Below are 14,472 nucleotides of genomic sequence, written 5' to 3' on the forward strand. Positions count from 1 at the left end.
ACGGCGTCCTGTGTTGGAACCGTTCTGCGACCGCCGCTTGCCGGGACGCGAGAGACCGAGTAGCCAATGACTGAGCAGCCCAAGCCGCGAGAAGTGTTCATCCAGGGAATCACCACCGATGGACGCACCTTTCGCCCGAGCGACTGGGCCGAGCGGCTGGCTGGCGCGATGTCCTGCTTTCGTCCCGGTGGCACGCGCAGCGGTCGCGACGCCTACCTGGGCTACTCCCCCTACTGCGTCCCCCGTGTCGTCAACGGCGTCAAGTGCGTGATCGTCAACGAGGCGCTGAAGTCCGTCGAACCGATGGCCTGGGAGTTCGTCATGAACTTCGCCCGTGACAACAAGCTGCAGGTCGTCGACGCCTGCCTGCTGCCCGGCAGCGGCGAGTCGGGCAAGGCCTGACGCCGCTCGACCTTTCCGCTCCCCCGTTCCCTGATCCGTTGGTCCCCGGTCCTTGATGCCTCGCCCTGGCCGCTGGGCTTCTTGACGGGCTGGTGAGGGCGCGACGCCGCAGCGGCCCGAACGGGCCATCGCCAGCGCGCGCCCGCGCGCCTACCCTTGCCGGTTCGCTTCGACATCCCGACAAGGCCGGAGACATGGCCGTTTTCTCCGCCGCCGCGGCCTCCACCGCGCCCGTCCTGCCGGAACTGCAGGAACTCAGGCGCCTGGTCGATCAGGGCGGCTCGATGCTGCATGCGCGCGAGCTGGCGCGGGTGCCTGTGGCCGGCGGCGAACTCCCCGTGATCGCGGTGACGATGGGCAACCCCGACCCCTCGGTGCCCGCGCTCGGGTTCATCGGCGGCGTGCATGGGCTGGAGCGCATCGGCGCGCAGGTGGTGCTGGCCTACCTTGGCAGCCTGGTGCGGCGCCTGCGCTGGGACCTCAGCCTGCATCAGCAGCTGGAGTCATTGCGGCTGGTCTTCCTGCCGGTGGTCAATCCGGGCGGTGTGCTGACCGGCTCGCGCGCGAACCCGCAGGGGGTCGACCTGATGCGCAACGCGCCGCAGGACGCCGAGCATCCGGTGCCGTTCATGGTCGGCGGCCAGCGGTTGACGTCGCGCCTGCCGTGGTACCGCGGCGCCGCCGGCGCGCCGATGCAACCCGAGAGCGAGGCGTTGTGTCGCCTGGTCCGCGAGGAGTTGCTCGGGCGGCCCGTCTCGCTGACGATCGACTGCCACTCCGGCTTCGGGCTGCATGACCGCATCTGGTTCCCTTACGCCCGCAGCCGGCGCCCGATGCGTCACCTGGCCGAAGTGCATGCGCTGTGCGAGGTGCTCGACCAGGGGCTCTCGCCACACCCTTACATCATGGAGCCGCAGAGCCGGCATTACCTGACCCACGGCGACCTCTGGGACCACCTCTACGACGAGTCGCTCACCCTCGATCGGGGGATCTTTCTGCCCATGACGCTCGAAATGGGGTCATGGCTGTGGGTGAAGAAAAACCCGCGCCAGCTACTCTCCCGGCACGGCATGTTCAATCCATTGATCGAACATCGACAACAACGCGTGCTGCGCCGGCACATGGCCTGGATGGATTTCATGACTCGCGCGACGCAGAGCGCGTTCCGGTGGTTGCCGGGACCGGAGACAAGACTGGACCACGGGGAGCAGGCCTTGATCCGTTGGTATCGGAGGAGTGTCCGATGAACGAGCAGACCTGGGTGTTGCTGCGGGGGCTGACCCGCGAAAGTGCCCATTGGGGGGACTTCCCCGTGCGGCTGCTGCGCGCGCTGCGCGTCCAGCAGCCCGAGGCCCGGCTGGAGTTGCTCGACCTGCCGGGCAACGGCGACAAGCACCGCCAGAGCAGCCCGACGCATGTCACCGACATGATGGAGGACTGCCGCGGCGAACTGCGTCGTCGCGGCGTTCCGCCGCCGTACCAGGTGCTGGCGATGTCGTTGGGCGCGATGGTGGCGAGCGACTGGGCGAGCCGTTACCCCGGCGAGTTGCAAGCCGTGGTGTTGATCAACACCAGCCTGCGGCCGTTCAGCGCGTTCTTCCGTCGCTTGCGGCCGTCGAATTACTGGCCGCTGGTGATGCTGAGCCTGTTCCGGCTCAGCCTGCGCCAGCGCGAGGCGCGGGTGCTGTCGATGACGACGCGGCTGCAGAAGCAGCCGGACCAGGTGCTGGAGGATTGGGTGTCTATCCAGCGCCGGCATCCGGTGCGCCGGCGCAACGCGCTGCGCCAGTTGCTGGCGGCGGCGCGATACCGCGCCAGCCTGGCCCGGCCCGAGCCGCCGATGCTGCTGCTGTGCAGCCAGGGGGATGCGCTGGTGGACTGGCGCTGCTCGCAGGCGATCAGCCGGGCCTGGGGCGCGCCGCTGCGGCTGCACGCGCACGCGGGGCACGACCTGCCGCTGGACGATGGGGATTGGGTCGCGCGCAACGTGGCCGACTGGCTGCACGTGCGGGAAGTGGTGGGGCAGAGCTCGCCGATGCCGCTCTGAACTGGCCTCGATGCCGCCTCAGGATCCGCGTCAAAGGGCCGCCAGCCCCGGAAGGCATCGCCGTTTCACCGGGTGTTTGCGGTTTCGATTGGGGATGCGCCGCCAGGCGTAAACCGCAGCCGTGGCGAGGATTGGCAACAACGCGGAGCGCCAATCGAAGCCGCAAAGAAAAAGCCCGCCGAGGGCGGGCTTTTCCTGCACCAGAGCTGGATTCGCTATCAGGCGGCCAGCGCCTTGATCTTGGCGGACAGGCGGCTCTTGTGACGAGCTGCCTTGTTCTTGTGGAAGATGCCCTTGTCGGCGACCGAGTCGATGACGGGCTGGGCGGTCTTGAACAGGTCGGCGGCCTTGGCCTTGTCACCCGTGACGATCGCCTTTTGCACGTTCTTGATGACCGTGCGGAACTTGGAACGCAGCGCCGTGTTGGCGGCGTTCAGCTTGACGTCTTGACGTGCGCGCTTGCGGCCCGAGGCCAGACGCACGGTTTTCTTCTTGGCTTTGGAAGAGCTTGCCATTGTCTTATTGGTCCAGTTGGTGCAAAGACGGCGAGTATAGCAGGCGCAAATCGAAAATCCAAGGCTGAGCGCCGGCGAACCCATAATGCGCGGTCGCCCGTTTCCCGATTTCTGAATGAACCTGCTGCGTACCGCTTCCGTCGTTTCGGTGTTCACGCTGTTGTCCCGCGTCACGGGACTGGTCCGCGAGCAGATGGTGGCCGGCCTGTTCGGCGCCAACGCGATGACCGATGCGTTCCAGGTCGCCTTCCGCATCCCCAACATGTTGCGACGGCTGTTCGCCGAGGGCGCGTTCTCGCAGGCGTTCGTGCCGGCGCTGGCCGGCGCGCGCGCCAAGGACGGGGACGAGGCTACCCGCTCCCTGATCGACGCCGTCGCCACCGTACTGCTGTGGGCCCTGCTGGCGACCTGCGCGATCGGCGTCGTTGGCGCGCCGCTGCTGGTGTGGGCGCTGGGCGCAGGGCTGCCGGACCAGGCCCACGACGCCGCCGTCGTCATGACGCGCTGGATGTTCCCGTACATCGGCTGCATGTCGTTGGTGGCGCTGGCCGCGGGCGTGCTCAACACCTGGAAGCGCTTCATCGTGCCCGCCGTCACGCCGGTGCTGTTGAATCTGTCGTCGATCGCCGCAGGCTACGGCCTGGCGCCGGTGCTGGGCGAGTGGGGCTATCGGCCGATCTACGCGCTGGCCATCGGGGTGATGGTCGGCGGCGTGCTGCAACTGGCTTTGCAGGTGCCCGCGCTGCTGCGCCTGGGGCTGATGCCGCGTTTCGCGCTGAGCTTCGCCGGCCTGCGCCGGGCCGCGTCGAACGAGGGCGTCCACCGCGTGCTGCGCCAGATGGGGCCGGCGGTGCTGGGCGTGGGCGTGGCGCAGCTGTCGCTGCTGATCAACACGCAGATCGCGATCTCGGTGGGCGAGGGCGCCGCGTCCTGGTTGACCTACGCGGACCGGCTGATGGAGTTTCCGACCGCGCTGCTGGGCGTCGCGCTCGGTGTCGTGCTGACGCCGCAGCTGGCGGCCAGCCAGGCGCGCGGCGAGGCGGCCGAGTATTCCGCCCTGCTCGACTGGGGCCTGCGAATGGCGCTGCTGCTGGCGCTGCCCTGCGCGGTGGCGCTGCTGGTCTTCGCCGAGCCGCTGGTGGCGGTGCTCTACCAGCGCGGCGCGTTCCACTCGGCGGACGTCGCTCACACCGCGCGCGCGGTGATGGGGTACGGCGTCGGGCTGATGGGGCTGGTCGGCATCAAGGTGCTGGCGCCCGGCTTCTATGCCCGCCAGGACACCCGCACGCCGGTGCGCATCGCCGTGCTGGTGCTGGTGCTGACGCAGGTGCTGAACGCCGTCTTCGTGTTCTGGCTGCAGATCGGCGTGGCCGGGCTGTCGCTGTCGATCGGCCTGGGCGCGGCGATCAACGCGGCGCTGCTGCTGATGGGGCTGCGCCGGCTGGGCAGCTACACGCCGGCACCGGGGTGGCTGCTGTTCTTCCTGCGCGTCGTCGTGGCCTGCGCGGCGATGGGCGCGCTGCAATGGTGGCTGGCCCGGCACTTCGACTGGGTCGGCGGGCATCACGAGCTGCGCCGCGCCGGCTGGATGGCGATGAGCCTGGGCGGCTCGGCGCTGGTGTACTTCGCGGTGCTGCTGGGCACGGGCCTGAACCTGCGCCAGTTCGCGCGCCGCGGATGAGCCCGGCCGGGTTCCGCGGCCGCGCGGCGCGGGCGTAGACTCCGGCGCATGAGTTCACCCATGCAGTGGACGGTGCCGTCGGCGCTGGACTATTTCGGGACGTTGGTCGCCGACGACGAAACGCTCAACCTGGCCGAGGCCGCCACCGCGATCGCGCTGGACGACGTGCCCCGGCTGGACGTGCAGCAGGTCATGGCCGAACTGGACCGCCTGGGCGAGCGGCTGCGCCAGCGCCTGCCCGCCGACGCGCCGCCCAGCCATCGGCTGCGCATGCTCAACCAGTACTTCCATGGCGAGCTCGGCTTCGCGGGCAACGTCAACGACTACTACGCCGTCGGCAACAGCTACATCCACCAGGTGTTGGCGACGCGGCGCGGCATCCCGATCACGCTGGCGATCATCTTCATCGAGCTGGCCTCCCACCTCGGCCTGCGGGTGAAGGGTGTCAACTTCCCGGGCCACTTCCTGATGAAGCTGCGGCTGCCGCAGGGCGAGGTGGTGCTGGATCCGTTCAGCGGGCGCTCGCTGGGGCGGGGCGAACTCGACGAGTTCCTGAGCCCCTGGCGCGACCGCGCCGGCCTGGCGCCGGGCGAGCCGATGCCGATGGACAACTTCCTGGGCGCCGCGTCGCCGCGGCAGATCCTGGCGCGCATGCTGCGCAACCTGAAGCAGATCCACATGGAGCAACAGGACCTGCCGCGCCTCCTGGCGGTACAACGCAAGCTCGTGGTGCTGCTGCCGGAGGACCGGCTGGAGCGCACGGAGCTGGAGCAGTGCCTGCAGCAGATCCGCAGCGGGGAGGGCGGCGGGCACGGTCCGACCACGCTGCACTGAGCGGCGCGCGGGCGCGGCGCCGAGATCGTCGGGGCCGCGATGCGGGCGGGACGTCACACGCCGCCGCTTAGAATCGCGGCCGCAAGTCCGGCGCCACGCCCGGACCCGCATCCCCGAGGGCAGGGCCCCGGCGCCGACCGCCGGCGCGGCTCCCCTCCATCCAAGGTTTGAGTGGTTTGAAGCAAATCCCGTTGTCGCTGGGCCCGGAGCCCGACTACACCTTTGACACGCTGCTGACCGGCGCCAACATCGCCGCCCTGACCCACGTGCTGGGGCTGGGCGCGGGCTCGCCACCGGTGTTCCTGTGGGGCCCGCCCGGCAGCGGCAAGACGCATGTGCTGCGCGCGCTCGCCCAGCACTGGCAGGCCGCCGGGGCGCAGGTCGGCTGGTATGACGCCGACACCCCGCTCCCCTGGGAACTGCCCACCCATCCGAGCCTGCTGCTGCTGGACGACTGCCAGCGCTTCGACCCGGGCCAGCAGCACGCGGCCTTCGCGCTGTTCGTCGAGGCGGCCACGCTGGGGCTGGCGGTCGTGTCCGCCGGCACCGCGCCGCCGATCGACCTGGCGTTGCGCGAGGACCTGCGCACCCGCCTCGGCTGGGGGCCGACCTTCGCGCTGCAGCCGCTGTCCGAGGCCGAGGTCCGGGCCGTGCTGCGCCGCGAGGCCGACCGCCGCGGCATCGCCTTGAGCGACGACGTGATGGACTACCTGCTGACCCGCTACGCCCGCGACCTCAAGCACCTGATGACGCTGCTGGACGGGCTGGACGAATTCGCGATGGCCAGCAAACGCGCCGTCACCGTGCCGCTGCTGCGCCAGATGCTGGCCGACCAGGCGGCACTCTGAGCCCGAAGTTTCAAGTTTTTCAAGGACTTACCCCGTGGACCTGACCCTGTTCGACCTTGACGGCACGCTGATCCCGCAGGATTCGGACCATGCCTTCGGCGCCTACATGGTGGAGATCGGCTGGGCCGACGGCGCCGTCTGGGCGGCCCGCAACGACGACTTCTACGCGCAGTACCAGCGCGGGGAGCTCGACCTGGACGAGTACGTCGAGTTCGCGACCTCCGTCTGGCGCGCCCGGCCGGCGGCCGAGGCCGAGGCGGCCCGCGTCGACTTCATGGCCAGGATCGTGGCCCCGATGTTGCGCGACAATGCGCGCGCACTGGTGCAGCGCCACCTCGATGCCGGCGACCTGGTGGTGGTGGTGACCGCGACCAACGAATTCGTGACCGCGCCGATCGCCAAGGCCTTCGGCATCGATCACCTGATCGCCGTGCAACTGGAGCGCGACGCGGCCGGCGCCTTCACCGGCCGGGTTCAGGGCGTGCCCTCGTTCCAGGCCGGCAAGATCGTGCGGGTGCGGGAATGGCTGGCGTCGCAGGGGCGGCGCTGGGAGGACTTCGAGCGCGTGCATTTCTACAGCGACTCGATGAACGACCTGCCGCTGCTGGAGCAGGTCAGCCACCCGGTGGCCACCAACCCCAGCGCGGCGCTGGAAACCGTGGCGCGCGAGCGCGGCTGGCCAATATTGAAGCTGTTCGAATCGAATGATTAAAAAACTGATCAACAAGCTGTTGGGCAAGCCGGAAGCGGCCATCGTCACGCCGCTGGGCAAGCGCGTCGAGGTCGGCGCGGAAGAGCACCGCATCGATCCGGAGCTGCTCGACGAGCGCGGCGTCAAGGTCGTCAAGGGCCTGACGGATGCCGGCTTCGAGGCCTACATCGTCGGCGGCGCGGTGCGCGACCTGCTGCTGGGGCGCCGCCCCAAGGACTTCGACGTCGCCACCGACGCCACGCCGGAGCAGGTCAAGAACCAGTTCCGCCGCGCCTTCATCATCGGCCGCCGCTTCCGCATCGTCCACGTGGTCTACGGCCGCGGCCGCGAGCACGAGGTGATCGAGGTCTCCACCTTCCGCGCGCTGCTGACGCAGGACGACGCCGAGCAGGTGCAGGGCAACGAGAAGACATCCAAGGGCGCGCTGGAGGGCAAGTCCCACGTCGTCGACGCCAGCGGCCGCGTGCTGCGGGACAACGTCTGGGGCCCGCAGATCGAGGACGCGGCGCGCCGCGACTTCACCGTCAACGCGCTGTATTACGACCCGGTGCGCCAGATCGTGGTGGACTACCACGGCGGCCTGGCCGACGCCCGCAAGAAGGTGCTGCGGATGATCGGCGACCCGGAGTCGCGGTATCGCGAGGATCCGGTCCGCATCCTGCGCGCGGTGCGTTTCGCCGCCAAGCTCGGCTTCACGATCGAGCCCAAGACCCGCGCCCCCATCCAGGCGATGGCGCCGCTGCTGGCCAACGTGCCGCTGTCGCGCATCTTCGACGAGATGATCAAGCTGCTGCAGACCGGCCACTCGCTGGCCAGCCTGGAGGAACTGCGCAAGCAGGGCCTGGCGCGCGGCCTGTTCCCCATCCTGGACGCGGTGCTGGACAAGGACGGCGCGCTGCCGGACAACGTGCACGGCAAGTTCGTCCGCCTGGCGCTGGAGGACACCGACAAGCGCGTGGCCGAAGGCCGCTCGGTGGCGCCCAGCTTCATGCTGGCCTGCATGCTGTGGGGCGACGTCCAGCAGCGCTGGAAGCGCCTGATCGATGGCGGCGAAGGCCCGGTGCCGGCGTTGCAGCAGGCGATCGACCTGGTCTTCGACGCGCGCGTGGGCGACATCTCCGGTCGCGGCAAGCTGGCCGCCGACATGCGCGAGATCTGGATGATGCAGCCGCGCTTCGAGCGCCGCACCGGCAGCGGTCCGCATCGCCTGATCGAGCAGCCGCGCTACCGCGCCGGCTTCGACTTCCTGGCGCTGCGCGCCGAGGCGGGCGAGATCGACCCGGCGCTGGCCGACTGGTGGGAAGACTTCGCGCTCGGCGATGAGGACGAGCGCCGCGCGTTGCTGGATCAGGCGCGCGAGACGCAGCGCCAGGGCGGCGCGCGCAGCCGGCCCAAGCCGGGCGGCGGCCGCGTGCACTCGGTGCCGCGGGGCGCCGTCGGCGCGGCGGTGAGCGGTGAATCGGCCGCCGCGGTGCCGCTGGACCTCGACGTGGGCGACGCCGCCGAGGGGGCCGACGCGGACGGCGAGGGCGCCGGCGCCAACCCGGCCAAAAAGCGCCGCCGTCGTCGCAAGCCGAAGGCCGCCGGCGGCGCGGATGCCGGGCCGGCCGGCTCGGGCGAATGATCACGGCGTACGTCGGCCTGGGCGCCAATCTTGGCGACCTGCGGCACACGCTGGAGGCGGCGCTCGCCGACCTCGCCGACGTCAAGGGCCTGCGATTGGAGGCCGTCTCCGGGGCCTGGCGCAGCGCGCCGGTCGGCTGCGAGGGCCCCGACTACCTGAATGCCGTCGCTCGCGTGGCGACGGACCTGCCGCCGCTGACCTTGCTCGCGGCGCTGCAGGCCATCGAGCAGCGCCACGGTCGCGAGCGGCCGTACCGGCATGCGCCGCGCACGCTCGACCTCGATCTGCTGCTGTACGGCGACCAGACCGTCGACCTCGACCTCCTGACCGTGCCGCATCCTCGCCTGCACCAGCGCGCCTTCGTGCTGAGGCCGTTGCTGGAGCTGGATCCCGCGTTGGCCGCGCCCGGCCTCGGCCCGCTGGCGCCCCATCTGCCCGCCACGGCGGACCAGGCGCTGCGGCGCGACGACGAGCCGCTGCGCTGGTGGCCCATCGGCTCGTCCGCCTGATCCAGCCCCTTCGGGCGCGCCCTCGTCGCGGCCTGGCGACCCCCGCTCACCGGGGTGTTCCTTCGCATCTTCCGTCGCCGAACGCCGGCGCGGCGCCGCCGGCCCGCTACACTCGCGGGTTTGCCGCATGACGCGGTGATGAACATTTCATGATGAAACGACGCGTATCGCACCGGCGTGAGCAGGGGCGGTCGCGCACGCACCCGGCGGCGCCCCAGTGAGGTTCCACGCTCGGCGCGTCAAGGAGCCTCCCCATGTTTTTCGGCAAGCTGCTGCCCCGCGAGGGCAATTTCTTCGAGCTGTTCAATGAGCACGGCACGCAGATCGTCGAAGGCGCGCGCGCCTTCATGCTCATGATCCAGAACTACAACGACCTGACGCTGCGCGAGAAGTACGCCGCCGAGGTCAACAAGGCGGAGCACCACGCCGACCGCATCACCGCGGAGGTCAACCGCCTGCTGCATCGCACCTTCATCACGCCGATCGATCGCGAGCAGATCCACGGCCTGATCAACGCGATGGACGACATCCTGGACCTGCTGCAGGACTCGACCGAGACCATGCAGCTCTACGACGTGCGCTCCATCCCCGAGGAAGTGCTGCGCCTGGGCGACCTGTCCGCCAAGTGCTGCGAGCGCGTGCGCCACGCCGTGTCGCTGCTGCCCAAGCTGAGCGAGCCGCAGACCGCCGAGGCCGCCGTCAAGGCTTGCGAGGAGATCGACAAGCTCGAATCCGACGCCGACCGCGTGATGCGCGCCGCCATGTCCAAGCTGTTCCGCGAGCAGGAGGACGTGCGCGAGCTGATCAAGCTCAAGGCGATCTACGAGCAACTGGAGTCGATCTCCGACCGCTGCGAGGACGTGGCCAATCTGATCGAGGGCATCGTCCTCGAGAACTCCTGATCACGGACCGGAGCGAAGCTCATGGGAACGATGCAGGTGGCCTTCTGGGTCGTGGCCATGCTGGTGGTGCTGGCGGTGCTGTTCGACTTCATGAACGGCTTTCACGACGCGGCCAATTCGATCGCGACGGTGGTCTCCACCGGCGTGCTCAAGCCGCAACAGGCCGTGCTGTTCGCGGCCTTCTTCAATGTCCTGGCGGTCGCCTTCTTCGAATTGAAGGTGGCGGCGACGATCGGCAAGGGATCGATCGACGCCGGCGTGGTGGACCATCACGTGATCTTCGGCGCGCTGATCGGCGCGATCGCGTGGAACGTGATCACCTGGTTCTACGGCATTCCGTCGAGCTCGTCGCATGCGCTGATCGGCGGCCTGGTCGGCGCCGCGATCGCGAAGGCGGGCACCAAGGGCCTGATCATGAGCGGCATCGGCAAGACGGTGCTGTTCATCTTCGTGTCGCCGCTGCTGGGGTTCTTGCTCGGCTCGCTGCTGATGGTGGCGGTGGCGTGGCTGTTCCGGCGCAGTTCGCCGCTGCGCGTGGACAACTGGTTCCGGCGGTTGCAGCTGGTGTCGGCCGGCCTGTACAGCCTGGGCCACGGCGGCAATGACGCGCAGAAGACCATCGGCCTGATCTGGATGCTGCTGATCGCGTCGGGTTACGCCTCGGGCACCGACCATTCGCCGCCGACCTGGGTCATCGGCGTCTGCTACCTGGCCATCGGCCTGGGCACGATGTTCGGCGGCTGGCGGATCGTCCGCACCATGGGGCAGAAGATCACCAAGCTGAAGCCCGTCGGCGGCTTCTGCGCGGAGACGGGCGGCGCGATCACGCTGTTCCTGGCGACCGCGCTGGGCGTGCCGGTGTCGACGACGCACACCATCACCGGCGCCATCGTCGGCGTGGGCTCGACGCAGCGCGCCTCCTCGGTGCGCTGGGGCGTGGCCGGCAACATCGTCTGGGCCTGGATCTTCACGATCCCGGCGTCCGCGTTCATCGCCGGCCTGTTCTACTGGCTGAGCTTCACGCTGTTCTGACGGCTGTTCCGGCGAACCCCGGCAGCGCGCCCGACGCGCTCGGCGAAGGACAAGGAAAAGCCCGGCATGCCGGGCTTTTTCACGCGCGTCGTGTGGGAGAGGCGGGCGCTACTGGCTGATCTCGCGCGCCGCCTCGACCTGGGACTCGAAGTAGCGCTGCGCGGAGAACGCGATCGTCGCCATCAGGCACGCGCCGCCCACCATCAGGCAGGCGATCACGCCGAGGATGGGCGCCCAGCCGGTCTTGCGCGCCGGCTGGCCCGGGTTGAAGCGCTCGGCCCAGCGCTCGTCGGGCGTCAGGCCGTAGACGATGCCGGCGAGCATGCTCTGCGCCACCATCAGCCCCAGCAGCGGGATCAGGAACCAGGCGGCGACGTCGTCCTGCCCCAGCGTGTCCATGCGATGGATGCCGTAGAGCCCGAGCAGCGTCGGCAGCGGATGCAGCCAGCCCAGGCGGTCGCCCAGCCCGTGCAGGTAGAAGCGGTGCGCCCCCAGGCTGCCGAGCGCGAAGCTCAGCCACGTGGCGACGGTCTTGGATTTGACGTCGCTCGCGCCTGCGGTGCGATCGGTGCTGGAGGCGGCGGTGCTCATGCGGCGGGGGTGGGGGTCGGAGTCTCGGGGGGCGTCGTCACGGGCGCCGTGACGGGAGCGGGCGCCGCGGCGGTGGCGCCGCTGGGCGAGGTGGTGTCGCCCTGGCCGAGCTGGCGCTGCATCAGCACCACGTCCAGCCATTTGCCGAATTTCCAGCCGGCCGCCTTCATGAGGCCGCTCTGCTCGAAGCCCAGCGAGCGGTGCACGCCGATCGACCCCAGGTTCTGCGAGTCGCCGATCACCGCGACCATCTGGCGCGCGCCGGCGGCCTCGCAGCGCGCGATCAGCTCGGCCAGCAGCAGGCGGCCGACACCCTGGCCCTGCGCCTGCGGCGAGAGGTAGATCGAGTCCTCGACGAAGTAGCGGTAGGCGAGCCGCGGGCGGAAGTAGTTGGCGTAGGCGTAACCCAGGACCTGCCCGTCGCGCTCGGCGACGAGGTAGGGCAGGCTGCGGCTCAGCACCTCGGTGCGGCGGCGCGTCATCTCGGCGCGGTCGGGCACGTCGGTCTCGAAAGTGCCGGTGCCGTGCAGCACCGCGTGTTCGTAAATCTGCTGGATGGCGGCGATGTCACCCTCCAGGCTGGGGCGAATCAGAAGGGGGAGGGAACTGCTGGTGGTTGTCGTCATTGGGGGAGGAAGACAAAGCGTCAGGCGCGAGTTTATAATGCCCGGTTTTGGCGCTGGCCCCTGGGTGTGGTCACCAGGCTTCGGGACTTCCTGATCGGAGGGCCTCGGGGCGATGTGTGGACCGGGGGCGTATCTACGGCGCCAGTACGAGGCAATGGATGGGGACAAGTTGCGCGACACACGCGTCCCTCGACCGGCCGCCTCTTCTGATCTGCTCGCCCTGTGTGTCTCCCTGGTGCGGTGGAACGCTAGAAAACACTGAAGGATAGATCATGGTCGTGATTCGACTCTCCCGCGGCGGCTCCAAGAAGCGTCCGTTCTACAACCTGGTCGTGACCGACAGCCGCAACCGTCGCGACGGTCGCTTCATCGAGCGCGTCGGTTTCTACAACCCGGTCGCTTCCGGCAATGCCGAAAGCCTGCGCGTCTCGCACGACCGCATCGCCTACTGGGTTGGCGTCGGTGCCCAGCTGTCGCCGACGGTCACCCGTCTGGTCGACCAGTCCAAGAAGACCGTGGCCGCTCCGGCCGCCGCCGCTTGATCGACTGAGCCGATGACGCAAGCGCCCGACCTCACCGTCGACACCCCGGCCTGGCCGGATGACGCCATCGAAGTCGGGCGCGTGCTGGACGCCTGGGGCATCAAGGGCTGGATGAAGATCCTGTCCCATTCGCCCGATGCCCAGGCGCTCTTCGCCTCTCGCCGCTGGTTCCTCCAGCCCAGCGAGAAGGCCCTGCCGGGCAAGCCGCATGTCGTGCCGCCCGTGCTCAAGATTCTTTCCGTGCGGGACCATGCCGACGGCATCGTCGCGCAGGCGGAGGGCGTGTCCGACCGCAACGGCGCCGAGGCGCTGAAGGGCGCGCGGATCTTCGTGTCGCGCAGCACCTTCCCCGAGCCCGACGCCGACGAGCATTACTGGATCGACCTGATCGGCATGTCCGTCGTCAACAAGGACGGCACCGTGCTGGGCGAGGTCATCGACCTGCTCGACACCGGCCCGCATTGCGTGCTGCGCATCCTGCCCGCCGGCAGGACCGCGCCGGTGAAGCCGGACGAGGAAATCCTGATCCCGTTCGTGAACGCCTTCGTCGGCGACGTCGACAAGGTCGCGCGGGTCATCCCCGTCGACTGGGACACCGACTATTGAAGCCGCTGGGCCTCATTGCCCATGCGCTTCGACGTCCTCACCCTTTTCCCCGAGCTCTTCGACCCCTTCCTGCGGGTCGGCGTGACACGTCGCGCCTACGAGAGCCGCCAGGTCGACGTCCGTCTCTGGCAACTGCGCGACTTCGCCGAGGACAACTACCGCCGCGTCGACGACCGTCCCTTCGGCGGCGGTCCCGGCATGGTGATGCTGGCCGCGCCGCTGGAGCGTGCGCTGACGTCGGTCAAGGCCGACCGGGCGCAGACCCATCCGGGCGCGCCCGCCATCATTCATTTCAGCCCGACCGGGCGCAAGCTCGACCAGGCGCTGGTCCGCGAGCTGGCGCGGGGCGAGGGCGCCGTGCTGCTGTGCGGCCGCTATGAAGGCATCGACCAGCGCGTGCTGGACCGTCACGTGACGATGGAGATCAGCCTCGGCGACTTCGTGCTGTCCGGCGGCGAGTTGCCCGCGCTGGCGATGCTGGACGCCGTCGCGCGGCTGCAGGAGGGCGTGCTGAACGACGCCGCCTCCCATCAGCAGGACAGCTTCTCCGACGGCCTGCTCGACTGCCCGCACTTCAGCCGCCCCGAGGTGCTGACGACCGCCGAGGGCGACCTCCCGGTGCCGCCGGTGCTGCTCTCCGGCCATCATGCCGAGATCGCGCGCTGGCGCCGCGAGCAGTCGCTGGCGATCACCCTGCGGCGTCGCCCGGAGCTGATCGAGGCGGCACGCCGCGACGGCAAGCTCGGCAAGAAGGACGAGGCGTTCCTGGCTGCGCTCACCGGAAAACCGGCCGGATCCTGACGGCCGAGACGTGCCGGGTTTGACGATCGACCACTCGCGTCTATAATCTTTGGTTTTTCCGATCCTCTACCGGGCATGGCGGGGCAAGGGCGGTGAGAGCAGGCACGCAGCAATGCGCGATCGCTCAGGCACCGTTGGTTGAATCCCCCCTCGGGCGGTCGCTTCTCAGCGGTCCGTCTTGGAATCATCCCGATTCGCGC

At 69.5% G+C, this 14,472-nt stretch carries 17 protein-coding genes; 14 read left to right on the forward strand and 3 right to left on the reverse strand.

The annotated features are described in order from the left end of the window. The first annotated feature begins 66 nt into the window (after window positions 1-66). The 3 genes from CDN99_RS14795 (at window position 67) to CDN99_RS14805 (ending at window position 2,449) form a co-directional block, all read left to right on the forward strand. Window positions 67-402 (forward strand): DUF3579 domain-containing protein, encoded by a 336-nt coding sequence (locus CDN99_RS14795; protein ID WP_088385630.1) that lies wholly within the window; start codon window positions 67-69, stop codon window positions 400-402. Between the two features lie 194 nt (window positions 403-596). Next, the gene (locus CDN99_RS14800; RefSeq protein WP_088385631.1) at window positions 597-1,649 is read left to right on the forward strand and encodes a M14 family zinc carboxypeptidase; all 1,053 of its coding nucleotides are present in this window, start codon (window positions 597-599) and stop codon (window positions 1,647-1,649) included. Beyond that, the gene (locus CDN99_RS14805; RefSeq protein WP_088385632.1) at window positions 1,646-2,449 is read left to right on the forward strand and encodes an alpha/beta fold hydrolase; all 804 of its coding nucleotides are present in this window, start codon (window positions 1,646-1,648) and stop codon (window positions 2,447-2,449) included. Before CDN99_RS14800 ends, CDN99_RS14805 begins: the two co-directional genes overlap by 4 nt. Window positions 2,450-2,667: 218 nt before the next feature. Here the strand turns inward: CDN99_RS14805 and rpsT are convergent, their stop codons facing one another. Then, the gene (gene rpsT, locus CDN99_RS14810; protein WP_088385633.1) at window positions 2,668-2,964 is read right to left on the reverse strand and encodes a 30S ribosomal protein S20; all 297 of its coding nucleotides are present in this window, start codon (window positions 2,962-2,964) and stop codon (window positions 2,668-2,670) included. A 115-nt stretch (window positions 2,965-3,079) separates the two neighbouring features. Between rpsT and murJ the strand changes: the two genes are divergently transcribed. The 8 genes from murJ to CDN99_RS14850 all read left to right on the forward strand — a co-directional run bounded on the left by murJ (window position 3,080) and on the right by CDN99_RS14850 (window position 11,106). Continuing rightward, window positions 3,080-4,645 (forward strand): murein biosynthesis integral membrane protein MurJ, encoded by a 1,566-nt coding sequence (gene murJ / locus CDN99_RS14815; protein WP_088385634.1) that lies wholly within the window; start codon window positions 3,080-3,082, stop codon window positions 4,643-4,645. Between the two features lie 48 nt (window positions 4,646-4,693). After that, window positions 4,694-5,479, forward strand: a complete 786-nt coding sequence (locus CDN99_RS14820) for a SirB1 family protein (protein ID WP_088385635.1) — start codon at window positions 4,694-4,696, stop codon at window positions 5,477-5,479. A gap of 176 nt (window positions 5,480-5,655) precedes the next feature. Further along, window positions 5,656-6,327 carry an HdaA/DnaA family protein gene (locus CDN99_RS14825; protein WP_088385636.1) on the forward strand — a complete coding sequence of 224 codons (672 nt, stop codon included), beginning with the start codon at window positions 5,656-5,658 and terminating at the stop codon, window positions 6,325-6,327. Window positions 6,328-6,361: 34 nt separating this feature from the next. Then, window positions 6,362-7,039, forward strand: a complete 678-nt coding sequence (locus tag CDN99_RS14830; RefSeq protein ID WP_088385637.1) for a histidinol-phosphatase — start codon at window positions 6,362-6,364, stop codon at window positions 7,037-7,039. Then, window positions 7,032-8,663 (forward strand): polynucleotide adenylyltransferase PcnB, encoded by a 1,632-nt coding sequence (pcnB, locus tag CDN99_RS14835; RefSeq protein WP_088385638.1) that lies wholly within the window; start codon window positions 7,032-7,034, stop codon window positions 8,661-8,663. The genes CDN99_RS14830 and pcnB overlap by 8 nt, the downstream gene beginning before the upstream one ends. Beyond that, window positions 8,660-9,172, forward strand: coding sequence for a 2-amino-4-hydroxy-6-hydroxymethyldihydropteridine diphosphokinase (folK, locus tag CDN99_RS14840; RefSeq protein ID WP_088385639.1), 513 nt, complete (start codon window positions 8,660-8,662; stop codon window positions 9,170-9,172). Before pcnB ends, folK begins: the two co-directional genes overlap by 4 nt. 254 nt (window positions 9,173-9,426) lie before the next feature. Beyond that, window positions 9,427-10,074, forward strand: coding sequence for a DUF47 domain-containing protein (locus CDN99_RS14845; protein WP_088385640.1), 648 nt, complete (start codon window positions 9,427-9,429; stop codon window positions 10,072-10,074). A gap of 21 nt (window positions 10,075-10,095) precedes the next feature. After that, window positions 10,096-11,106: an inorganic phosphate transporter gene (locus tag CDN99_RS14850; protein ID WP_088385641.1), complete on the forward strand. Its 1,011-nt coding sequence runs from the start codon at window positions 10,096-10,098 to the stop codon at window positions 11,104-11,106. 108 nt (window positions 11,107-11,214) lie between these two features. On the opposite strand, the gene CDN99_RS14855 is transcribed toward CDN99_RS14850, so the two are convergent. Continuing rightward, window positions 11,215-11,697, reverse strand: a complete 483-nt coding sequence (locus tag CDN99_RS14855) for a TM2 domain-containing protein (RefSeq protein ID WP_088385642.1) — start codon at window positions 11,695-11,697, stop codon at window positions 11,215-11,217. Continuing rightward, window positions 11,694-12,323 (reverse strand): GNAT family N-acetyltransferase, encoded by a 630-nt coding sequence (locus CDN99_RS14860; RefSeq protein WP_088385643.1) that lies wholly within the window; start codon window positions 12,321-12,323, stop codon window positions 11,694-11,696. The genes CDN99_RS14855 and CDN99_RS14860 overlap by 4 nt, the downstream gene beginning before the upstream one ends. 272 nt (window positions 12,324-12,595) lie before the next feature. Here CDN99_RS14860 and rpsP point away from each other — a divergent pair, with 272 nt between their 5' ends. Genes rpsP through trmD form a run of 3 tightly spaced genes read left to right on the forward strand, consistent with a single transcriptional unit; the run spans window position 12,596 to window position 14,272 of the window. Beyond that, window positions 12,596-12,865, forward strand: coding sequence for a 30S ribosomal protein S16 (rpsP, locus tag CDN99_RS14865; protein ID WP_088385644.1), 270 nt, complete (start codon window positions 12,596-12,598; stop codon window positions 12,863-12,865). Window positions 12,866-12,877: 12 nt separating this feature from the next. Beyond that, entirely contained in the window at window positions 12,878-13,471 is a 594-nt protein-coding gene (gene rimM / locus CDN99_RS14870) for a ribosome maturation factor RimM (RefSeq protein ID WP_088385645.1), read from the forward strand. A gap of 21 nt (window positions 13,472-13,492) precedes the next feature. Further along, window positions 13,493-14,272, forward strand: a complete 780-nt coding sequence (trmD, locus tag CDN99_RS14875) for a tRNA (guanosine(37)-N1)-methyltransferase TrmD (protein ID WP_088385646.1) — start codon at window positions 13,493-13,495, stop codon at window positions 14,270-14,272. The last annotated feature ends 200 nt before the right edge of the window (window positions 14,273-14,472 follow it).

The sequence above is a fragment of the Roseateles aquatilis genome (assembly GCF_002205645.1).
GTDB lineage: Bacteria > Pseudomonadota > Gammaproteobacteria > Burkholderiales > Burkholderiaceae_C > Roseateles > Roseateles aquatilis.